Below are 20,347 nucleotides of genomic sequence, written 5' to 3' on the forward strand. Positions count from 1 at the left end.
TCCAGGCCGATCCGAGTACGCCGAACCAGGTGGTCGAGATGCTCCGGATCGCGGCCGCGCGCGACCAGGGCGAGCTCGGCTGGACGCGTGAATTCCGGGAGCGGATCGCGACCGGGGCCTACGCGTTCGCGGCGCCACCATCTTCCTCACCACCCACTACCTCGACGAGGCCGACGCCCTCTGCGACCGCATCCTCGTCATCGACCACGGCCGCATCGTCGCCGCCGGCACCCCCGACGACCTCAAACAACAAGTCTCCGGCGACGCCGTCCGCCTCGCCCTCACCACCCCCGCCGACGCCCCCGCCACCACCAAGATCATCCAAGGCCTCGAAGGCGCAACCGCCGTCGAGACCGACGCCACCACCGTCACCTTCCGCATCCCCCGCGGCGGCGCCATCCTCCCGGGCTTGCTCCGTTCGATCGACGCCCAAGGCATCGAACTGTCCGGTGTGGAAGTCCACCGCCCCACCCTCGACGACGTCTTCCTCACCATGACCGGCCGCTCCCTCCGCGACGAGAACCCCCCAGCCAAGGAGGTCGCCGCGTGAACGTGTGGCGGGATACTTGGGTGGTTTTTCGGCGGGCTTTGCGGTTGTCGGTGCGGCATCCGATGTGGTCGGTGCTGATGTTGAGTCAGCCGTTGATGTATTTGCTCTTGTTCGGGCCGTTGCTGAAGCCGTTGACGGCGGAGATCAGCCAGGGGGCGGCGACGAATGCTTATCAGGTGTTCATTCCGGGGCTGATCGTGCAGCTCGGGATGTTCGGGGCGATGTTCGTCGGGTTCGGGTTGATCGCGGAGTACCGGGCCGGGGTGATCGAGGCCGACCGGGTGACGCCGGCGTCGCGGGTCGCGTTGATGGCCGGGCGGGTGTTGCGGGATGTGGTCGTGCTGGTGGCGCAGTCGGTGCTGTTGCTGCTGGCGGCGCTGCCGCTCGGGTTGCGGGCGCCGTGGGCGGGCGTGCTGTTGTCGCTGGTGATCGTGGCGCTGCTCGGCGCGACGTTCGCGTCGCTGTCGTACGCCGTCGCCCTGATCACCAAGAGCGAGGACGCACTGGCCCCGCTGCTGAACGGCATCGCGATGCCGCTGCTGTTGCTGTCCGGCATCCTGCTGCCGATGCAGATCGGCCCGACGTGGCTGCAGCGGCTGTCCGACATCAGTCCGCTCAAGCATGTGGTGAACGGCGTCCGGGCGATGTTCCAGGGCGACATCGTCAGCAGTCCGGCGCTGTGGGGCCTGTTCTGGGTCGTGCTGCTGACGGTGGTCGGCCTGACTGTCGGTGCCCGGACGTTCCGGAAAGAGTCCGCTTGAGTTCATGAGCGCGTCGCACGGCCGGAGTAACGTCCGGCCGTGCGTTCGCCTCTGGTCCGTGGCCTGGTGGGTTCCGTCGTGGTCGCCTTCGCCAGTCTGGTGACCTCGGTGGTGCCGCCCTCGTCGTGGGTGGCGTCCTTCCCGATCACCAGCGACCTGCGCGCCACCCTGCCCGGCCGGATGGTCGGCCTGTCGTTCATGGTCGCCGGGCTCGGCCTGCTGGCCTGGGCCTGGCTGTCGACCGGCCGTCAGGTGCTGGCCGGTCAACGCCCCCCACTGCTCCGAATGGCGACGTACTGGAGTCTCCCGCTCCTCCTCATCCCGCCACTGTTCAGCCGCGACGCCTGGAGCTACGCAGCCCAGGGCGCGCTGGTGGCCGAGGGATTCGACCCGTACGCCGTTGGCCCCGGCGCCCTCTCCGGTCACATCATCGAAGCCGTCGACCCGATGTGGATGCAGACCCCAGCGCCGTACGGCCCGCTCCCGCTCGCGTACGGCGGCCTGATGGCCAAACTGACCATGGACCCGTACGTGCTGATGCTGGCGCACCGACTGCTCGCAGTGGTCGGCGTCATCCTGATCGCGTGGGCTGTCCCCCGGCTAGCGACCGCCTGTCGCGTCGACCCAGTGTTTGCGACCTGGCTGGTCGTGGCGAACCCGATGCTGCTCACGCACGGCATCGGCGCCGCCCACAACGACATGCTGATGCTGGGCCTGGCCTGCAGCGCTTTCGCACTCGCACTGACCGGCCACTGGGGTACGGCGGCCGTTCTGGCCGGCGTAGCGGCCGCAGTGAAACTTCCGGGCGGTCTGGTGGCCATTGCGATCGCAGCGGTGATGAGTCCACTCGCGGGACGGATGCAGCGCGTCGCCAGTCTCGCCATTGCCGGTGCGCTGTCAGTGCTGTCGTTGGTGACAGTCGGCGCGCTGACCGGTGTCGGCTCGGGTTGGCTCGGTGCACTCGACGTCCCCGGCCTGGTCCGATCACCGTTCTCGATCGCGAACCTGGTCGGTGGCGCGACGTCCGGCATCCTTGGCTGGCTCGGCGAGGACACTGCGGCCGAGCAGTCCCTCCAGATCATCAGACTGGCCGGAATGCTGCTGGCCGTCACAGTGATCGCCGTACTGAGCCTCCGGTCGTCAATCCACTATGCAGCCCGGGCGGTGGGCATTGCGCTGCTGACGATCGTGCTGCTCGGCCCAACCGCCCACGACTGGTACTTCCTCTGGTGCCTGCCGTTCCTGGCCGTTGCGCGCCCCGGCCGGCGCGTGACGACTGCCATCACCGCGATCAGCCTCATCTTCACCATCGCCGCACCACTGAACTCATCACTGCGCGGTGCGACGATTCCGATCCTCACCACGACCGCACTGGTCCTGGTGATCGTTGCGCCACTGCTCAATCGGGCACGGACGCTGCTAGCAGCTCCGCGGCCAACTGTCGGTGTGTAGTCCGCGGCACGCGGGCCTCCACGACATCGATTCCGGCAACAGTCGGCGCCAGCGCAGCGCGCAGCGCGTCCGGCGTCTCGACCAGTTGGTACGGCGTACCACTGGCCGCGCAGAGTGCGGACAGGTCCGTGTTGTGCGGGGTGCCGAAGACACGCTCGAAGTGCGTCGCGTGATTCGGATCGCCCTGCTCGAGGGTGGAGAAGATCCCGCCGCCGTTGTCGTTGACCACGACGATCCGGAGATCCGGCCGGGCCTCGTCGGGCCCGATGATCAGGCCGCTGGCGTCGTGCAGGAAGGCCAGGTCGCCGATCAGCGCGTACGTCGGCCCGGCGTTCGCCAGGGCGGCGCCGACGGCGGTGGAGATGGTGCCGTCGATCCCGGCCAGGCCGCGGTTCGCGACCGTGCGGATCGGCACCACCGGCGCGAGGTCGAGATCCCGGATCGGGTTCGAGGAGGCGACGACGAGCATCCCGTCGGCGCCGGCGGCCGCGCCGACGATCGCCGCGATGGCCGGGCCGGTGAGACTGTCGGCGAGTACCTTGTCGATGGCCGGGCGGGCCAGCTGATCGGCGTGCTGCCATCTTTCCAACCAGTTGGTTGGATCAGGGCCGGACACCTCCACCCCGGTGACGACCGCGGCGGCGCGCCGGGCCGGATCGGCCCACGGGCCGGTCGGGGCGACCACGATCACCTCGACCTCCGGCTGGGCCAGCAGTTTCGCGACCGGCCGCGAGAGCGTCGGGTGCCCGAACACCAGCACCCGTTCGATCTCCGCCGCCAAATCACTTGCCTGCAGCAACAATCGGTACGCCGAGACGACGGCCGGCCCGGTCCGGGCGCGACTCGACGGCTCGGCGAACAACGGCCAGTTCCCCGCCTCAGCCGCCAACCGGGCTGCCTGCGACGCGCCGTCGCCGGCCACCACCACCGTCTTCGGCCCCGGCGAAACAGTCGACAGCTGGCCGACCGCGGCGTGCACGGCGGTCCACGGGCCGGTGCTGCGTCCGCTCAACGGCTCCGGCCACTCCGGGCCATCAGTCGGCACCAGCGGCTCGGTCAGCGGGCAGTTCAGCTGCACCGGCCCCGGGTCGGCGGAACGAGCGCCGGTTGCGTTGGCCACTGCCCGCGCGACCTGTGAGCGCCAGTACGCGACCTGACCGATCTCCTGCACCGGCGTCCCGAACTCATGAAACAACCGGACTGCAGAGCCGAACACCTTCAGCTGGTCAGTTGTCTGGTTCGCACCGGTCCCCCGCAACGCAGGCGGCCGGTCAGCGCTCAGCACCACCAAGGGCAGCCCACTGTGCGATGCCTCCAGGACCGCAGGGTGCAGGTTGGCCACTGCGGTGCCGGACGTCGTGACTACCGGCACCGGCAGCCCAGTCCCCCGAATCAGGCCAATGGCCAGGAACCCCGCCGTACGCTCGTCGATCCGGACGTGCAACCGCAGTCGCCCAGCCCGGTCCGCCTCAGCCAGTGCGAGAGCGAGCGGCGCGCTCCGCGACCCGGGGCAGACCACAGCCTCCCGGACGCCGCAGCGGATCAGTTCGTCGACCACTACGGTGGCAAACGCCGTAGACGGGTTCATTCCGCACTCCTCTGTTGCACTCGACTCAGGCGCTCTTCCCACACCGCATTCCGGTCCGCAGCGGCCCGGTTGGCAGCCAGCTGGTCCGGTGTGACCCGTCGTACCGGCAGAAAGCCGTCGACGGGGAGCAGCGGTTCGCTGACAACCTCGCTGGTGAACATCGAGACTGTCGCCAGCCCGCAGGCGTAGGGCAGTTCAGGCAGCGCGGCCGCCAGAGCGACGCCGGCCGCGATCCCGACCGACGTCTCCAGCGCAGAAGAGACCACGACCGGTAGACCGATCTGTTCCGCGATCTCGAGACAAGCGCGGACGCCGCCGATCGGCTGCACCTTGAGGACCGCGATATCGGCCGCGTCGAGTTTCTTGACCAGCAACGGGTCCTCGGCCCGGCGGATCGATTCGTCTGCAGCGACGAGGACATCGGTACGCCGCCGTACGGTCGCCAAATCCTCGACCGCGGCGCACGGCTGCTCGACGTACTCGAGTTCGAACCGCGACAGCTCACGCAACGCCCGCACGGCTTCATCGACCGACCACAGCCCGTTCGCATCGATGCGCACCTGGCCAGACCCGATCGCATCCCGCACGGCCGCAACCCGGGCAAGATCATCGGCGAGCGTCTGGCCCGGCTCGGCCACCTTCACCTTGGCCGTCCGGCAGCCAGAAGCTCGCACGAGCTCAGCCGCCCGCTCCGGCCCTACTGCGGGCACAGTGCAGTTCACCGGGACGACGTCACGCACCGGCGCAGGCCAGCCGTCGTACGCCGCCTCCCGCGCAGCCCGCCACCACGAGACCGCGGTGGCGTCGTCGTAGTCCAGAAACGGGCTCCACTCCGCCCAACCGGCCGGACCCTCGAACAGCATGCCCTCGCGGACAGTGATGCCGCGGAACTTGTTCTTCAGACCGATCGAGTACGTGATCACCGCAGCGCCTGCCGATCCACTTTGCCGGAGGCAAGCATCGGTACGGCGTCCAGCCGCCGCACCTCCCGCGGAGCCCACGTCCTGGGCAGCACCTCGGCCACAAAGGCCCGCAACTCGGCCAGACTCGGGTCGCCGACGACGTACGCGACCACTCGCGTCCCCCACTCCGCATCGGGGACGCCGAGCACCACGGCGTCCTTTACCTGCGGATGTTCGAGCAACCGGGCCTGAACGGTCGGCAGCGTGACGTTGACCCCACCGGAGATCACAACATCGTCAACCCGGCCGATCACCCGCAGCCGCCCGTCGACGAGCTCACCGCGGTCCTGAGTCCGGAACCAGCCGTCCTGCAGCACCTCGGGCTGCAACCGGTAGCCGGAGAACAACGTGTTGCCCTTGATCAGAATACGGCCGTCGTCGAGGTCGATCGACGTGCCGGTCAGCGGCAGCCCGGCGTACACACAGCCACTGCCGGTCTCGGTCATCCCGTACGCCGGGATCGCAGTCACTCCAGCCTCGGCCGCACGAGCCTTCAGCGGCTCCGGAGTAGGCGCACCACCGATCACAATCGCGTCGAACGACCGCAGCGCCACCAGATCGGTCTCCAGGTAGCGGGCGAGCTGAGTGGGCACCATCGCGGTGTAGCGGCGAGCACCTGTCAGTCGGCCGGCAGCGGCGCTGAAGCTGTCGCCCAGCAGGACCGGCGACTCACCAGCGAGCAGTGAACGCGTCAGGATCTGGAGACCGCCGATGAAGTACGGCTTCATCGGCAGAAGCCACTGCCCGGGCCCGCCCAGCCGCTCGTGCGTAGCGTGCGCCGAGGCGACCAGGGCCTCCCGAGAGAGCGCCACGCCCTTCGGCTCCCCCGAAGACCCCGAGGTGGTCAGGACGACGGCACAGTCGTCCGCCACTGGCTGCTCTGGGACCACTGCACGCCGTACGCGGTCTGCAGCGGCCGGATCGTCCGGTACCGGCGCGAACGGGGCACCGCCGTCCAGTACGCCGCGGAGCGCGGACAGCACGGCATCCGGCGTACCGGGGACCAGGCGCAGGGTAGACATGTCAGTCCGAGCGTACGACCCGGCGCTCCGACCACTGGTACCCGGCTGACAGAATCATTGCCCATGGCCACCCCTGCCCAGTGGATCGAAGGCGCGCGGCCGCGCACGCTGCCCGCAGCCGTTGCTCCCGTCCTCGTCGGCACCGGCGCCGCCGCGTACCTCGGCGGCTTCGTCTGGTGGAAGGCGCTGCTAGCGCTCGGCGTCGCGCTGATGCTGCAGATCGGCGTGAACTACGCCAACGACTACAGCGACGGCATCCGCGGTACGGATGAGGTCCGGGTCGGCCCGTTGCGGCTGGTGGGCTCCAAGGTCGCCACACCGGGACAGGTGAAGACCGCAGCATTTACCTGCTTCGGTGTCGGCGCTGCGCTCGGCATCGTGCTCAGCGCGACCACCAGTTGGTGGCTGTTGGCCGTCGGTGCCGCCTCACTGGTCGGTGCGTGGTTCTACACCGGCGGCAAGCGCCCGTACGGCTACCGGGCGCTCGGCGAGGTCAGCGTCTTCCTCTTCTTCGGGCTGGTCGCCGTACTCGGTACGACGTACGTCCAGGCCGAGAAGCTCAGCTGGGTGGCCGTAGCGGGCGCAGTGTCGGTCGGTGCGATCGCCTGCGCGCTGCTGGTCGCCAACAACCTCCGTGACATCCCGACCGACACTGTGACCGGCAAGCGCACGCTGGCCGTCGTACTGGGCGCGGCGAACTCACGGAAGCTCTACGCCGCGCTGATCGCGCTGGCCTTCGTCCTTGCAATCGCCTCGGCGTTGTCGACCCCCTGGGCGCTGCTGGCCTTCATCGCCGTCCCACTGGCCATCAAGGCGACCCGCATCGTGCTGAGCGACGCCGTCGGCCCAGCACTGATCCCGGTACTGCAGGCGACCGGCATCACCGAGCTGGTGTACGCCGTCGGTCTCACCGCCGGTCTGTTCCTCGCGGCCTAGGGCTCACGCCACTGGCCGGTGGTCGCGAAGTTCTCCAGCGTGGCCAGGTACGGCGTGATGTCGATCCCGCTCGTGCGCAGCCAGGCGTCGTCGTAGTAGGTGTTGCCGTAGCGCTCGCCGCTGTCGCAGAGCAGCGTGACGATCGAGCCGCGGACGCCGGTCCGCTGCATCTCCGCGGCCAGCCGGAGCGAACCCCAGAGGTTCGTACCGGTCGAACCGCCGACCAGGCGGCCGGTGACACGCGAGCAGAATCGCATCGCGGCGATCGAAGCGGCGTCCGGAACCGAGATCATCCGGTCCACGACGCCCAGGACGAACGACGGCTCCACCCGCGGCCGGCCGATCCCCTCGATCCGGGACGGGCGGCCGGTCGCGAAGTCGTCGTCACCGGACTCGAACGCGCCGAAGAATGCCGAGTTCTCCGGGTCGACGACCGCGACCGACGTCTCGTGCCGCTGGTACCGGACGTAGCGGCCGATCGTCGCCGACGTCCCGCCGGTGCCCGCGCCGACCACGACCCAGGTCGGGATCGGGTGCCGCTCGAGCTCCAGCTGGCCGAAGATCGACTCGGCGATGTTGTTGTTCCCCCGCCAGTCGGTGGCGCGTTCGGCGTAGGTGAACTGGTCCATGTAGTGGCCGCCGGACTCCTCGGCCAGCCGCTTCGCCTCGCCGTAGATCTGCCCGGACCGCTCGACGAAGTGGCAGCGCCCGCCGTAGAACTCGATCATCTCGATCTTCTCCGGGCTGGTGGACGCCGGCATCACCGCGACGAACGGCAGCCCGAGCAACCGCGCGAAGTACGCCTCGCTGACCGCCGTCGACCCGCTCGACGCCTCGATCACCGGCGTCCCCTCGCGAATCCACCCGTTGCACAACGCGTACAGGAACAGCGACCGCGCCAGCCGGTGCTTCAGCGACCCGGTCGGGTGCACCGACTCGTCCTTCAGGTACAGATCGACCCCGAGCACATCCGGCATCGGGAACACATGCAAATGAGTGTCCGCGCTCCGGTTGGCATCCGCCTCGACGATCCGCACCGCCTCCGCCACCCAGGCGCGCGCCTTCTCGTCCCGACGATCCACCTCACGACACACCCCGCTGTCATTCATGCGCAGCAGGTTAGGTGTTCTGTCAAGAAATGAGAATTCCGGGCGCGCCTGGGAGGGCCGAACCTCAGCAGTCGCGGATGCGGGCGTAGGTGTCGGGGCCGGGATAGGTGGCCCAGGTGCTGGTGCCGAACTTGGCGGCGACGACGGCGCCGTTGTGGATCTGTTCGTAGTGCAGGTGCGGTCCGGTCACATTGCCGGTGTCGCCGACGCGGCCGATCTGGGTGCTGTTGGTGACGCGGTCGTTGACGGCGACAGCGCGGTTCTGGAGGTGGGCGTAGAGGGTGCGCCAGCCGTCGCCGTGGGCGATCTCGATGTAGTTGCCGTAGCCGCCGGCGTCGTAGGCCGAGCGGACGACGGTGCCGGCCGCACTGCTCTTCACCGGTTTGCCGAGGTCGTCGCGACCGGAGCCCCAGTTGAAGTCGAGGGAGTAGTAGGAGGGGCTGTGGCCGGAGCGGCTGGCGCCGGACCAGTTCTCGCCGCAGCTGAACGGCACCCGGAGCAGAGGGCGGGCCAGGACGGCGTCGGCCGACTTGGGTTGGATGGCGGCGCGTTCGGCCATGTAGCTCTGAGGAGCCGGTTCGGCGTTGGCCGGGAGCGCCGGGGCCAGTGCGACCAGTACGGCGGCCGCAGCGAGGGCAGGGCGGATCATGAAGTCCTCCAGGGGCGGTTGGAGAGTTCTGACGACTCAGCCTGCGCAGCTGTTGCAGCAAGCGGCAAGGAAGTCGGTCAGAGTCGGTCAGACCCCGCGGTCGAGCTACCTTGGGACGCACACCGACCTGTGGGGGAAACATGACCGAGAACGGCGAGCGGCCGACGCGGCCGCGGGTGACGCTCACCGACATCAGCTCGCGGGCGTGGGAGCACCCGGCGGACCGGGGCGCTCTGGTGGCGCTGCGGCAGCTGAAAGGGTTCGACTTCGTCCTGCGCAAGCTGTCCGGCCTGATCGACGAGCGGGCCGTACGGCTGCAGTTCCTCGGCTCGGCGATCCGGGTCGACGAGCGGCAGTTCCCCCGGGTGCACCGGCTGTACACCGAGGCGGGCTCGACCCTCGACGTCCGGCAACTGCCGGAGCTGTACGTGACCAACAGCCCGCTGTGGAACGCGTTCACGATCGGTATGGACCGGCCGATCATCGTCGTCAACAGCAGCCTGGTTCAGGGGCTCGACGAGGAGGAGCTGCGGTTCGTCCTCGGCCACGAGCTCGGCCACGCCCAGAGTGGGCATGCGCTCTACCAGTCGCTGCTGTTCTGGCTGATGCGGCTGACCGGCGCGATGAACTGGATGCCGATCGGCGCACTGGGTATCCGAGCCATCATCGCCGCACTGCACGAGTGGTCCCGTAAGGCGGAGCTGTCCGGTGACCGGGCCGGGTTGCTCGCCGTCCAGGACCCGGCCGTCGCGCTGCGCGTGCAGATGAAGCTGGCCAGCGGCGGCCAGCTCGGGGAGCTCGACACCACGGCCTTCCTGGCGCAGGGCACGGAGTACGAGACGTCGGGCGACCTGCGCGACAGCGTGCTCAAGCTGCTGCTCCTGGAGGCGCAGTCGCACCCGCTGGCCGTCATCCGCGCCCACGAGCTACGCCGCTGGGTCGACGAGGGCGAGTACACGACGATCGTCTCCGGCGACTACCCCAAGCGCCAGGACGACGCCACCGCCTCGATGTCCCAGGAGGCCAAGAACGCGGCCAAGTCCTACAGCGACGCGTTCGCCCGCTCGCAGGACCCGCTGGCCAAGCTGCTGCGCGATCTGGGCGACGGTCTCGGCGGCGTCCGGGACTGGGTCTCGGACAAGCTCCGCCCGCCGCGCTGAGCCTGCTGAACACGAAGAAGGACCCGCTCCCCTCCTCCCGGAGAGCGGGTCCTTCAGTTCGTGCGGGCCGTCAGCCGATGTGCACCGCGGGCTTGCCGTCGCCGGCGAGGTCCTTGTGCTTCACCGACAGGGCCACCAGGGTGATGATCGCCGACCCGAGGGCCAGGAATGTCGACCACAGGAACGCGCGGGTGAATCCGTACGTCGTGGCGACCGCCGTGAACTGCTTCTGCAACACTTCGAGCTGCTGCGGCGATTGCCCGGCCTCGGCGGCCTTCTGCAGCCCCGGGGCCAGCTCGGCGAAGCGGTCCTTGATCGCGCTGGTGGAGATCGTGCCCAGCAGCGCCAGACCGACCGCGCCGCCGATCTGCTGCACCGTGTTCAGGACGGCGGAGCCGACGCCGGAGTCCTCGTCGGCGACACCGCTGACCGCGGTCAGCGTGAGCGGGACGAAGATCAGGCCCATCCCGAACGAGAGCAGCAGCACGAACGGCAGCAGGTGCGTCAGGTACGCCGAGTCCACCTCGAGGCGGCTGAAGCCGAACATGCCGGCCGCGACGAACAGCCCACCGGCGCCGGCGATCCAGCGGGGGTCCATCCGGGCGATCAGGGCCGAGGCGACCTGCGCCGCGACCACGATGCCGACGCTGAACGGCAGGAACGCGAAACCGGTCTTGATCGCGCTGAAGCCCATGATGTTCTGCACGTAGATGCCGAGGAAGTAGAACATCGAGAACATCGCCGCGCCGACCACCAGCATCACGAAGAAGCTGACGCCGCGGGTGCGGTCGGCGAGGATCCGGAACGGCATCAGCGCGTGCCGCGACCGGGCCTCGATCAGCAGGAAGATCGCGATCAGCGCCAGCCCGCCGATGATGAAGAACAACGTCCAGAAGTCGCTCCAGCCGTCGGTCGCCGCGTGCGTCAGACCGTAGACCAGACCGGTCAGACCGAGGGTGCCGGTGATCGCGCCGGGCAGGTCGAACTTGCCGGTCTGCCGGGCCGACTCACCCAGGAAGCGGAACGCGAGGACGGCGACGATCAGGCCGATCGGGGTGTTGATGAAGAAGGTCCAGCGCCAGGACGCCTCGGTCAGCGCGCCGCCCAGGATCAGGCCGACCGCGGCGCCGGCCCCGGACATCGCGGCGTAGACGGCCATCGCGCGGTTGCGCTCCTTGCCGGCTGGGAAGGTGGTGGTGATCAGCGCCAGCGCGTTCGGTGAGGCAGCCGCGGCGGCGACGCCCTGCAGGATGCGGCTGGCCAGCAGCACGGTCTCGTTCTGCGCGATCCCGCCGATGAACGACGCCAGGCCGAACAGCACGACGCCGAAGATGAACACCTTGCGGCGGCCGAGGATGTCACCCATCCGGCCGCCGAGCAGCAGCAGGCCGCCGAAGGCGAGCGCGTAGGCGTTGACCACCCACGGCAGGGTGGCGTCGGTGAAACCGAGATCGGTCTGGATGTGCGGGAGCGCGATGTTCACGATCGTGCCGTCCAGCACGACCATCAACTGCGCCATGCTGATCAGCGCGAGCGCGATCCCCAGGTTCTTGTGGCCGTGACCGCCCCCGGCGGCCACCGCGTCGACCGGGCGGTCGCCCTTCACGACGTCTTCGGACATGTGTTTCCCCTCTTGCGCATACGTGCGGATGTGCGGACCGGCCCCTCGCCGGTCAGCTCGCCTGCGACCCCCGCGCCGCAGGCAGAATGACGTTGTCGATCACTCGGAGGATCAGGTCCTCGGTCGGGGCGATCCCGAGGACGTAGGCGTTGTGGACGACGATCGCGGGCAGCGTCATCGCGAGCAGTTCGACGTCGGCGTCCGGCGCGATTTCGCCGCGGGCGGCCGCCCGGGCGTACACCCCCGCCGAGATCGCGATCCGCGGCGCCAGGAAGCGCTCCTGGAACGCCTTCTGCAGATCGGCGTCGCGGTGCAGGGCGGTGATCAGGCCGGCGATCACCGACATCGGCATCTCGTCGGTGAACCCGCCGACGCCGCAGGACTGCGCGATCAGATCGCCGCGAAGACTGCCGGTGTCGACATCCTCCGGCAGCGGGCAGCCTTTGCTCCGGCTGATCGCGTCGGCGACCAGGTCGGCCTTGGTCGACCAGCGCCGGTACAGCGTCGCCTTGCTCGCCTTCGCCGCGGTGGCGACGGCGTCCATGGTCAGGCGGTCGTAGCCCAGCTCGGCGAGTACCGAAACGGCCGCCTCGAGGATCTCCTCCTCGCGGCCGCCTTCGACCCGAGGTCGCGGACGAGCTCCGACTGCATCGATCATGATCACCCTGAGTAAACGTCTGATTGCGGATAGAACGAAACGGTTTCGTTCCATCCACCAAGTTACGCCTCATGTGAACGGATGCACAAAGGATTTATCGCGTGGCATAGATCACCCTCCGTACCACTGGGTGCAGTGGTCCGGAGGGTGCGGTGGAGCTCGGGGCTAGTTGTCGTCCTCGGCGGCGCGGGCCTTCTCGATCCGCTCGGAGATCCGCCCGGCGCGGGTCGAGATCCGGCCGGCCAGCCGGTCGCGGGCGGCGCGGAGGACGAAGATCGACAGGATCGAGGAGATCAGCAGCGCGACCAGCAGCAGCGGGAAGACGCTGAGCTGGTTGCGCAGCGGGAAGTAGAGGACGGCGAAGGCCGCGCCGAACAGCGCGGCCCGCAGGCCGGTGTAGATCGCGAACTCCTTCATCTCAGACCCCGGCGTAGGAGTGCAGGCCGGAGACCAGCAGGTTCACTCCGACGAAGTTGAAGATGAAGACGAACCAGCCGACGATCGCGATGATCGCGGCCCGGCGGCCGCGCCAGCCGGCCGTCGCGCGGGCGTGCAGGTAGGCGGCGTAGACGACCCAGGTGACCAGCGACCAGACCTCCTTCGGGTCCCAGCCCCAGTACCGGCCCCAGGCGTACTCCGCCCAGATCGGACCGGCCACCAGCACGCCGAACGTCCACAGCGGGAAGGCGAACGCGAGCACCTTGTACGCCGTACCGTCCATCGCCTCGGCACTCGGCAGCCGGCGCAGCGACGCCGACATCGCGCCGCCCGCGAGCACCTTGCGCTCGGCGCGCGCCTTCACCAGGTACAGCACCGACACCAGCCCGCCGACCGTGAACGCGCCACCCGAGATCGCGGCCGCGGCCACGTGGATCACCAGCCAGTACGAGTGCAGCGCGGGCACCAGCGGACCGGCCGGCGTGTACAGCGCCAGCGACGCCAGCCCGAGCACCGCGGCCACCACGAGCGTCACACCCAGCCCGAGCCACTGCAGTTTGTACCGCTGCACGAACACCAGGTACACGATCGCCACTGCCAGCGAAGCCGTGATGGAGAACTCGTACATGTTCCCCCACGGCACCCGCTCCGCCGCCAGCCCCCGCGTAACCACCCCACCCAAATGCAGCACAAACCCAAGCCAGGTCAGCAACAACCCGATCCGGCTGGCCGCATCCATCCGCGCCGTCCGCCCGGCATTCTCCACGGCGGGGCTCTCGACACCGTCAGTTGTTCCACCGGCGGCCGGCGTCCCGTCCGAGGCGACCAGCACCTGATCCTGTACTTCGGACTTCACCGCGACCGCGGTGCGGCCCAGGGCCCATTCCATGGCGTGGGAGACCATGGCGATGGCGTAGATGACGGTGGCCGTGGGGATCAGCAGGTTGGAGACTTGCGCGTAGGTCTCCGGGCTCATGGTTTCTCCTGCGTGGTCGAGGTGAGGGTTTTGGCGAGGGTGCGGAGTTCGCCGGCGACGCCGCGGTCCGCGCCGCGGTCGAGACCCGCGATCTCGACCACGGTACGCCCGTCCTGCGTGCGGACCCGCACCCAGGTCCGGCGCGGGTGCACGAACAGCGATCCCATCAGACCGAGGATCGCGAGCATGATGCCGCCGAGCGCGACATCGGTGCCGGGGGTGTGGCTGATCTGGATCTTCACCCAGGCGCTGTAGCCGTCGAAGGTGATCGAGCCGGCCTTGTCGGGCAGCGTGAAGCTGTCACCGGGCTGGAGCTGGAAACGCAGCTTGTCATCGCCGTTCTCGAACTGGGTCAGCTTGGTCTTGTCCAGCTGGTAGACCGACTCGGGCTTCCCGGTCTCCTTCTGCGGGCGCCCGTAGTACGCCGTCATCGCCAGCGCCGGGTCCAGGTCGTCGGGGAAGACCGAGCGCGGGCCGCGCTCGTCGATCACCGCGGTCGGCAGGAAGAACCCCTCGAATCCGAGTGCCAGCGGCCGCGCGTCCGGGGCCTTGATCACGCCGAACGAGGAGAAGTTGCCGTCCTGCGGGAGGAACGGCGCCGGGCCGGAGAACGCGACCTTGCCGTCGCCGTCCTTGACCGTCACCTTCGGCGCGTAGCCGTGGCCGAGCAGGTAGACACTGGAGCCGTCGAGTTTCAGCGGGTGGTTCACCCGCAGGTCGTACGACTTCTCCGGCCCGTCCGGCGACTCCTGGTAGGTCAGCGCCGCGTTGAACTCCCGCGCCGCGCCGCGCTGCGGCCCGCTCTCCTGGAACTTGACCGCGAAGTTCTGGACCGTCAGCGAGAACGGCGGCAGATCGTCGTCCCCGGTGAAGGCCTGCCCCGAGGTGAAATCGTCGTACTGCGCCACCGAGTTCGAGAAACCGTTGCCCTCGACAACAAGCACGGTGCCGCGGTAGCCGAACAGCGAACCCCAGGCGACGCCGAGCAGCGCCAGGATCAGCGAGAAGTGGAAGAGCAGGTTCCCGGCCTCGCGCAGATACCCGCGCTCGGCCGCGACCGCGCCGTCGTACTGCTCGACGCGGTACCGGCGCCGCTTCAGCTCCCGCGTCGCCGCCTCGAGGACGCCGTCCGCGGAGTCGGCGTCGTACGTCTCGTACGCCGCCAGCTTGTGCAGGTTGCGCGGCGGCTGCGGCGGGCGCGCCCGCACCGCCTTCAGGTACACGCCGAGGCGCGGTACGACGCAGCCGATCAGCGAGATGAACAGCAGCAGGTAGATCGCCGAGAACCACGCCGACTTGTAGACGTCGAAGAGCCCGAGTTTGTCGTAGAACGGCCCGAGTTTCGGATTTGCCTCGAGGAAGTCGGCGACCCCGATCGGGTCCACGCCGGTCTGCGGAATCAGCGATCCCGGCACCGCGCCGAGTGCAAGCAGGAAGAGCAGCACCAGCGCGGTCTTCATCGAGGTGAGCTGTCGCCACGTCCAGCGCAGCCAGCCGACCAGGCCGAGCGCGGGCAGCTCGGGCGGCGGCTCCGGCGTCGCGACGCGTTCCTTGATCTCGGTCATCTCACACCGCCGACCCGAAGTTGGAAACCCACTGCCGCAGGTCCGCGGTCATCGCATCCCACACTCCCGTCAGCAACAGCAGCCCGACCGTGATCATCAGTACGCCGCCGATCCGGATCACCAGCAGCTGATGTTTACGCACCCACGCGACCGCGCCCAGCATCCGCCGGAACGCGAGCGCCGCCACGATGAACGGAATCCCCAGCCCGAGGCTGAAGACCAGCGCCAGCACCGCGCCGCGGCCGCCGCTGCCCTCGGTCGCGGCCAGCGTCATCACCGTTCCGAGCGTCGGCCCGATACACGGCGTCCAGCCGAACCCGAACAGGACGCCGAGCAGCGGCGCGGCCGCGATCCCGACCGCGGGCACCCGATGCACCCGCAGATCCTTCTGCAGGAACCCGAACCCGCCCAGAAAAACCAGACCCAGGACGACGGTCGCCGCGCCGAGCACCATCGTGATCGTCCGCTGGTGGTCGATCAGCAGGTCGCCCGCCGTCCCGAAGACCACACCGGTCAGGATGAACACCGACGAGAACCCGGCCACGAACAGCGCCGTCCCGGCGAGCATCCGGCCGCGCTGCTTCGAGCCGAGCTCGGCCGCGGACAGCCCGGTCACGTAGGACAGATAACCCGGCAGCAGCGGCACGACACAGGGTGAGAAGAACGAGATCGCACCGGCCAGCACCGCGATCGGCAGCGCGATCAGCATCGACCCGGTCATCGCGTCGGCGAACCATTGCCCCATGGCTCAGCCGGCGTCCTTGACCATGGCGACCAGGGTCTCCTTGTTCACCGGTCCGAGCACCCGGGCGGCGACCTTGCCCTGTTTGTCGATCACCAGCGTCGCCGGAACGGCGCTCGGCGAGAGCTTCTGGCCGCGGAACTTGAGCAGCTCCTTGCCGTACGGGTCGTAGATGCTGGGGTAATCGACGCCGAACACCTCGACGAACTTCTTCGGCGCGGCGGTCTGCATGTCCCGGGTGTTCAGCCCGATGAACTGCACGCCCGAGCCGAGCTCCTTGGCGGCGGCGGTGAAGTCCGGCGCCTCTTCGCGGCACGGGCCGCACCACGAACCCCAGACGTTCATCACGACGACCTTGCCGGCCGCGTCGGCCAGCTTCCACTGCTTGCCGTCCAGCGTGGTACCGCCGAACGCCGGCGCCGCCTTCCGTTCGGCGGGGGCGAACGTCGACACCCGGCCACTGCCGCTGACGAAGCCGGTCTGGCCCTGCCGGTCCTGCGCCGCCTGCTGCCCCGAGCTGCACCCCGCGACCAGCAACGCGCTCGCGAGGACCACTGCCGCCTGCCGGAACATCATGCGCCGCCGACGAATTTCTTCGGATTCTTGACTGGTAACAGATCCTTCGCGGGCTCGGAGTAGCCGACCGAAACGATCGACTCACCGTGGAAGGTGAACGACGTGACGGACGCGAGGCTGCACTGACGTTTCCGCGGGTCGTGCCACAACCGGCGGCCCTCGATCGCGGACCGCACGATCCAGATCGGCAGCTGGTGCGAGACGATCAGCGCCTCGTGACCGGCGGCCTTCTGGCGCGCGGTCTCGATCGCGTCCCGCATCCGGCGGACGATCTGCTGGTACGGCTCACCCCACGAGGGTTTCACCGGATTACGCAGCAGCCACCAGGCGCTCGGGTTCTTCAGCGCGCCGTCGCCGACGCCGAACTTCTTGCCCTCGAACAGGTTCGCCGCCTCGATCACCCGCTCGTCGAGATCCGGCGTCAGGCCGAACGTCTTGGCGATCGGCTCCATCGTCTCCTGGGCCCGCTCCAGCGGCGAGCTGACCAGGTGGACGACGTCCCGGTTCTTGACGTGGTCGGCGACCCGCTCGGCCATCGCGCGGCCGAGCTCGGACAGGTGGAAGTCTGGGATCCGGCCGTAGAGCACGCCGGTCGGGTTGTGCACCTCGCCGTGACGCATCAGGTGCACGACCGTCGTTTCGGTCACCGCTGCCCTCTCATCAGTTCTGTACGGCGGCCGCCGCGCGGGCGGCCGGGACCAGGGCGGACTCGAGCTCGCCGAGCGCGTCGCCGTCGATCGCGCTACTCACGAACCAGGCCTCGAACGCGCTCGGCGGCAGGTAGACGCCGGCGTTCAGCATGGCATGGAAGAAGGCCGTGAACCGCGGCAGCACCTGGGCGTTCGCCCCGGTGAAGTCGCGGATCGGAGCCTGGTCCTCCGAGGACTCCACGAAGAAGACGCTGAAGAGGTTCCCGGCCGCGTTGATGACATGCGGCACACCCTCCTTGTCCAGCGCGGTCGAGACCAGCCGCTGGACGGTCAGCGACGTCTCGTCGAGTTTGGCGTACACCTCGTCGGTGGCCAGCCGGAGCGTGGTCAGACCGGCGGTGGTGGCGATCGGGTTCCCCGAGAGCGTCCCGGCCTGGTAGACCGAGCCCTCCGGGGCCAGATGGGCCATCACGTCGGCCCGGCCGCCGAAGGCCGCGGCCGGGAAGCCGCCGCCCATCACCTTGCCGAACGTCATCAGGTCGGGCCGGACGCCGTCGACGCCGTACCAGCCGGAGCGGGTGATCCGGAAGCCGGTCATCACCTCGTCGGAGATGAACAGCGCGCCGTGGGACCGGCAGGTCTCGGCGAGGAAGCCGTTGAAGTTGTCGACCGGCGGGACGACGCCCATGTTGCCCGGTGAGGCCTCGGTGATCACGGCCGCGATCTGGTCGCCGTACTCGGCGAAGGCGGCCGTGACGGCGGCCTGGTCGTTGTAGGGCAGCACGATCGTGTCGGCCGTGGTCGCCTCGGTGACGCCGGGCGTCCCGGGGATGCCGAGGGTCAGGACGCCGGAGCCGGCCTGGGCCAGCAGCGCGTCGACGTGACCGTGGTAGCAGCCGGCGAACTTGACGATCTTCGCGCGCCCGGTGAACCCGCGGGCCAGCCGCAGCGCCGACATGGTCGCCTCGGTCCCCGAGGAGACCAGCCGGACCTTGTCGACCGGCGTCCGCGCGACGATCTCCTCGCCGAGCAAGACCTCGGCCTCGCTCGGCGTCCCGAACGACGTCCCGCGGGCGACGGCGGCCTGGACGGCGGCGATCACCTCGGGATGCGCGTGCCCGAGCAGCATCGGGCCCCAGGAGCAGACCAGGTCGAGGTAGCGGTTCCCGTCGACGTCGGTGATGTGACTTCCGTCACCCTGGGTCATGAAACGCGGGACGCCGCCGACCGCGCGGAACGCCCGGACGGGGGAATTGACCCCGCCCGGCGTGACGGCGGCGGCCCTGGCGAAGAGTGCGGCGGACTGCTCGGTGTGATCGGGCACGACTGCCATTGTCCCCGACATACCACTGCGTCGACTGGTGGGGCGGCTTTCGTCGCCTCCGAGGGGTTCACAGCGGAGTTGTTACGCGCGAGTATGGGTACTCGTCAGTCTGTGTCCGGTTCGTAACTCAGCGGACTTCTGGACAGTTGACCAAATATCGGTTGCGTGGGGCGCGGCGCCTCACCGCAACACACGGAGGGGATTCATGGCGAAGGGCAAGCGCCGCGCCACGGGGAGCGGGTGGCGGTCGGTGGCGCCGCTGATCCCGCTGGCGCTGTTCGCGAGCGCGTTCACGGTGAGCGCTACGGACGATCCGGCGGTGGCGACAGCCTCGCTGGAACAGGGAATGTCAGGTAAGGACTCGGTCGTCGTGCCGAACACGCCGATCGCCGAACCGGCCAACGTGCCGGTCCCGGGCAAGGTCGGCCACGGCGTCGACCCGGGCGAGCCGGAGAACCAGGTGGTCTCCGGGTTGTCCCGCAACGGAATCCCGAAAGGCGCCCTGAAGGCGTACTCGCGGACGCAGCAGCTGATCGGCCAGGCCGACCCGGGCTGTCATCTGCCGTGGACGCTGGTGGCCGCGATCGGGCGGGTGGAGTCGAACCACGGCCGCTTCGGCGGCAGCATGCTGAACAGCAAGGGCGTCGCCGTCCCGGGGATCTTCGGGCCGCGGCTCGACGGCCTCACCACGGCGAAGATCAGCGACACCGACGCGGGCGCCTTCGACGGCGACACCGCGTTCGACCGCGCGGTCGGGCCGATGCAGTTCATCCCGAGCACCTGGCGCGCAATGGGCGTCGACGGCGACGGCGACGGCGTCCGCAACCCGCAGGACATCGACGACGCGGCGATGTCGACCGGCGTCTACCTGTGCTCGGGCAACACCGACATGGCCCGCTCGGGTGATCTGAACAAGGCCCTCCTGCGCTACAACCACTCGCAGGACTACGCGAACCTGGTCACCAAGATCGCCAAGGCGTACGCGACCGGCAGCTGGATCGCCGTCGGCAACGGCACCGAAGGCGACGGCCAGGGCATCGACCGGGCCGGCGACCAGATCGGCGACCCGGATATCGACGCCCCGGCCGATCAGAACCTGCCGCAGGCGACCGACCAGAACACCTACCCGACGATCAAGCCGACCACCGGTCCGGTGCAGCAGCCGGGTAAGCCCGGCGCCAACCCGACCAAGACCCCGCCGGCGACGTCGAAGCCCCCGACCGGTAAGCCGTCCACGAGCAAGCCGCCGACGACCAAGCCCAGCACCCCGCCGACCAGCAAGCCCCCGACGAGTACGCCGAAGCCGCCGCCCCCGGGCGTGGCCACGCTGCAGACCGCCGTCGGGCTGATCGTCGGCACGGTCGGCAGCACCGTTCAGGAGCTGACGAAGGCGACGCAGTACTGCCAGGGCGAGATGAAGAAGGTGACGATCACCAACCCGACGCAGGCCCAGTTGCAGAAGTGCGTGACGGCCTACCAGACGGGCGGCGCGAAGGCCGTCGACCAGGTGATCCGCAACCTGCTCTCGCTGCTCGGGCTGCTCGGCGTTCTCGGCGGAGGAATCCTCGGGAGCTGATCACCCGCAAAGCCGGCGCGCCTGCCCCCACC

Annotated in this window: 20 protein-coding genes; 6 read left to right on the forward strand and 14 right to left on the reverse strand. The window is 69.2% G+C overall.

What is annotated here, in order from left to right; genetic code table 11:
- Positions 1-214 precede the first annotated feature (214 nt).
- Genes HPO96_RS38395 through mptB form a run of 3 tightly spaced genes read left to right on the forward strand, consistent with a single transcriptional unit; the run spans position 215 to position 2,763 of the window.
- Positions 215-550: a DUF4162 domain-containing protein gene (locus HPO96_RS38395; RefSeq protein WP_337796739.1), complete on the forward strand. Its 336-nt coding sequence runs from the start codon at positions 215-217 to the stop codon at positions 548-550.
- Entirely contained in the window at positions 547-1,311 is a 765-nt protein-coding gene (locus HPO96_RS19985; RefSeq protein WP_171675003.1) for an ABC transporter permease, read from the forward strand. Before HPO96_RS38395 ends, HPO96_RS19985 begins: the two co-directional genes overlap by 4 nt.
- Positions 1,312-1,350: 39 nt before the next feature.
- Positions 1,351-2,763, forward strand: a complete 1,413-nt coding sequence (mptB, locus tag HPO96_RS19990; RefSeq protein ID WP_171675004.1) for a polyprenol phosphomannose-dependent alpha 1,6 mannosyltransferase MptB — start codon at positions 1,351-1,353, stop codon at positions 2,761-2,763.
- On the opposite strand, the gene menD is transcribed toward mptB, so the two are convergent.
- Genes menD through menE form a run of 3 tightly spaced genes read right to left on the reverse strand, consistent with a single transcriptional unit; the run spans position 2,711 to position 6,335 of the window.
- Positions 2,711-4,351 carry a 2-succinyl-5-enolpyruvyl-6-hydroxy-3-cyclohexene-1-carboxylic-acid synthase gene (gene menD / locus HPO96_RS19995; protein WP_171675005.1) on the reverse strand — a complete coding sequence of 547 codons (1,641 nt, stop codon included), beginning with the start codon at positions 4,349-4,351 and terminating at the stop codon, positions 2,711-2,713. The genes mptB and menD overlap by 53 nt on opposite strands.
- Positions 4,348-5,274 (reverse strand): o-succinylbenzoate synthase, encoded by a 927-nt coding sequence (locus HPO96_RS20000; RefSeq protein WP_171675006.1) that lies wholly within the window; start codon positions 5,272-5,274, stop codon positions 4,348-4,350. The genes menD and HPO96_RS20000 overlap by 4 nt, the downstream gene beginning before the upstream one ends.
- Entirely contained in the window at positions 5,271-6,335 is a 1,065-nt protein-coding gene (gene menE / locus HPO96_RS20005; protein WP_171675007.1) for an o-succinylbenzoate--CoA ligase, read from the reverse strand. The genes HPO96_RS20000 and menE overlap by 4 nt, the downstream gene beginning before the upstream one ends.
- A 63-nt stretch (positions 6,336-6,398) precedes the next feature.
- Here menE and HPO96_RS20010 point away from each other — a divergent pair, with 63 nt between their 5' ends.
- A complete protein-coding gene (locus tag HPO96_RS20010) occupies positions 6,399-7,271 on the forward strand; it encodes a 1,4-dihydroxy-2-naphthoate polyprenyltransferase (protein WP_171675008.1) in 873 nt (290 codons plus the stop codon).
- Here the strand turns inward: HPO96_RS20010 and cds1 are convergent.
- Together cds1 and HPO96_RS20020 are read right to left on the reverse strand one after the other, a co-directional pair.
- Positions 7,268-8,380, reverse strand: coding sequence for an L-cysteine desulfhydrase Cds1 (cds1, locus tag HPO96_RS20015; protein WP_171675009.1), 1,113 nt, complete (start codon positions 8,378-8,380; stop codon positions 7,268-7,270). The two genes, HPO96_RS20010 and cds1, sit on opposite strands and share 4 nt — an antisense overlap.
- 64 nt (positions 8,381-8,444) lie before the next feature.
- Positions 8,445-9,029 (reverse strand): M23 family metallopeptidase, encoded by a 585-nt coding sequence (locus HPO96_RS20020; RefSeq protein WP_171675010.1) that lies wholly within the window; start codon positions 9,027-9,029, stop codon positions 8,445-8,447.
- Positions 9,030-9,169: 140 nt separating this feature from the next.
- On the opposite strand from HPO96_RS20020, the gene HPO96_RS20025 reads away from it, so the two are divergent.
- On the forward strand, positions 9,170-10,189 hold the full coding sequence (locus HPO96_RS20025) for a M48 family metallopeptidase (protein ID WP_171675011.1): 1,020 nt from the start codon (positions 9,170-9,172) through the stop codon (positions 10,187-10,189).
- 70 nt (positions 10,190-10,259) lie between these two features.
- Here the strand turns inward: HPO96_RS20025 and HPO96_RS20030 are convergent, their stop codons facing one another.
- The 9 genes from HPO96_RS20030 to hemL form a co-directional block, all read right to left on the reverse strand.
- Positions 10,260-11,810 carry an MFS transporter gene (locus HPO96_RS20030; protein ID WP_171675012.1) on the reverse strand — a complete coding sequence of 517 codons (1,551 nt, stop codon included), beginning with the start codon at positions 11,808-11,810 and terminating at the stop codon, positions 10,260-10,262.
- 52 nt (positions 11,811-11,862) lie between these two features.
- Positions 11,863-12,468 carry a TetR/AcrR family transcriptional regulator gene (locus tag HPO96_RS20035; protein ID WP_171675013.1) on the reverse strand — a complete coding sequence of 202 codons (606 nt, stop codon included), beginning with the start codon at positions 12,466-12,468 and terminating at the stop codon, positions 11,863-11,865.
- A 165-nt stretch (positions 12,469-12,633) separates the two neighbouring features.
- A complete protein-coding gene (locus HPO96_RS20040) occupies positions 12,634-12,885 on the reverse strand; it encodes a DUF4229 domain-containing protein (protein WP_171675014.1) in 252 nt (83 codons plus the stop codon).
- A 1-nt stretch (position 12,886) separates the two neighbouring features.
- Positions 12,887-13,882 carry a c-type cytochrome biogenesis protein CcsB gene (gene ccsB / locus HPO96_RS20045; RefSeq protein ID WP_171675015.1) on the reverse strand — a complete coding sequence of 332 codons (996 nt, stop codon included), beginning with the start codon at positions 13,880-13,882 and terminating at the stop codon, positions 12,887-12,889.
- Complete coding sequence (gene resB / locus HPO96_RS20050; protein ID WP_171675016.1) at positions 13,879-15,447, reverse strand: cytochrome c biogenesis protein ResB; 1,569 nt, start codon at positions 15,445-15,447, stop codon at positions 13,879-13,881. The genes ccsB and resB overlap by 4 nt, the downstream gene beginning before the upstream one ends.
- Before the next feature lies 1 nt (position 15,448).
- Complete coding sequence (locus HPO96_RS20055; RefSeq protein WP_171675017.1) at positions 15,449-16,192, reverse strand: cytochrome c biogenesis CcdA family protein; 744 nt, start codon at positions 16,190-16,192, stop codon at positions 15,449-15,451.
- A gap of 3 nt (positions 16,193-16,195) precedes the next feature.
- Positions 16,196-16,765 (reverse strand): TlpA family protein disulfide reductase, encoded by a 570-nt coding sequence (locus HPO96_RS20060; protein WP_238355309.1) that lies wholly within the window; start codon positions 16,763-16,765, stop codon positions 16,196-16,198.
- A complete protein-coding gene (locus HPO96_RS20065; RefSeq protein ID WP_202886234.1) occupies positions 16,762-17,385 on the reverse strand; it encodes a histidine phosphatase family protein in 624 nt (207 codons plus the stop codon). Before HPO96_RS20065 ends, HPO96_RS20060 begins: the two co-directional genes overlap by 4 nt.
- 40 nt (positions 17,386-17,425) lie before the next feature.
- Positions 17,426-18,748, reverse strand: a complete 1,323-nt coding sequence (gene hemL / locus HPO96_RS20070; RefSeq protein ID WP_171675019.1) for a glutamate-1-semialdehyde 2,1-aminomutase — start codon at positions 18,746-18,748, stop codon at positions 17,426-17,428.
- Positions 18,749-18,944: 196 nt separating this feature from the next.
- On the opposite strand from hemL, the gene HPO96_RS20075 reads away from it, so the two are divergent.
- Complete coding sequence (locus HPO96_RS20075) at positions 18,945-20,315, forward strand: lytic transglycosylase domain-containing protein (protein WP_171675020.1); 1,371 nt, start codon at positions 18,945-18,947, stop codon at positions 20,313-20,315.
- Positions 20,316-20,347 lie beyond the last annotated feature (32 nt).

It is taken from the genome of Kribbella sandramycini (assembly GCF_013131805.1).
Lineage (GTDB): Bacteria > Actinomycetota > Actinomycetes > Propionibacteriales > Kribbellaceae > Kribbella > Kribbella sandramycini.

Excerpts from the sequence above, each read along its gene's own strand:
- menD (WP_171675005.1), bottom strand. The coding sequence starts at position 4,351 with ATGAACCCGTCTACGGCGTTTGCCACCGTAGTGGTCGACGAACTGATC.
- menE (WP_171675007.1), bottom strand. The coding sequence starts at position 6,335 with ATGTCTACCCTGCGCCTGGTCCCCGGTACGCCGGATGCCGTGCTGTCC.
- HPO96_RS20010 (WP_171675008.1), top strand. The coding sequence starts at position 6,399 with ATGGCCACCCCTGCCCAGTGGATCGAAGGCGCGCGGCCGCGCACGCTG.
- cds1 (WP_171675009.1), bottom strand. The coding sequence starts at position 8,380 with ATGAATGACAGCGGGGTGTGTCGTGAGGTGGATCGTCGGGACGAGAAG.
- HPO96_RS20020 (WP_171675010.1), bottom strand. The coding sequence starts at position 9,029 with ATGATCCGCCCTGCCCTCGCTGCGGCCGCCGTACTGGTCGCACTGGCC.
- HPO96_RS20025 (WP_171675011.1), top strand. The coding sequence starts at position 9,170 with ATGACCGAGAACGGCGAGCGGCCGACGCGGCCGCGGGTGACGCTCACC.
- HPO96_RS20030 (WP_171675012.1), bottom strand. The coding sequence starts at position 11,810 with ATGTCCGAAGACGTCGTGAAGGGCGACCGCCCGGTCGACGCGGTGGCC.
- HPO96_RS20035 (WP_171675013.1), bottom strand. The coding sequence starts at position 12,468 with ATGATCGATGCAGTCGGAGCTCGTCCGCGACCTCGGGTCGAAGGCGGC.
- HPO96_RS20040 (WP_171675014.1), bottom strand. The coding sequence starts at position 12,885 with ATGAAGGAGTTCGCGATCTACACCGGCCTGCGGGCCGCGCTGTTCGGC.
- ccsB (WP_171675015.1), bottom strand. The coding sequence starts at position 13,882 with ATGAGCCCGGAGACCTACGCGCAAGTCTCCAACCTGCTGATCCCCACG.
- resB (WP_171675016.1), bottom strand. The coding sequence starts at position 15,447 with ATGACCGAGATCAAGGAACGCGTCGCGACGCCGGAGCCGCCGCCCGAG.
- HPO96_RS20055 (WP_171675017.1), bottom strand. The coding sequence starts at position 16,192 with ATGGGGCAATGGTTCGCCGACGCGATGACCGGGTCGATGCTGATCGCG.
- HPO96_RS20060 (WP_238355309.1), bottom strand. The coding sequence starts at position 16,765 with ATGATGTTCCGGCAGGCGGCAGTGGTCCTCGCGAGCGCGTTGCTGGTC.
- HPO96_RS20065 (WP_202886234.1), bottom strand. The coding sequence starts at position 17,385 with ATGCGTCACGGCGAGGTGCACAACCCGACCGGCGTGCTCTACGGCCGG.
- hemL (WP_171675019.1), bottom strand. The coding sequence starts at position 18,748 with ATGGCAGTCGTGCCCGATCACACCGAGCAGTCCGCCGCACTCTTCGCC.
- HPO96_RS20075 (WP_171675020.1), top strand. The coding sequence starts at position 18,945 with ATGGCGAAGGGCAAGCGCCGCGCCACGGGGAGCGGGTGGCGGTCGGTG.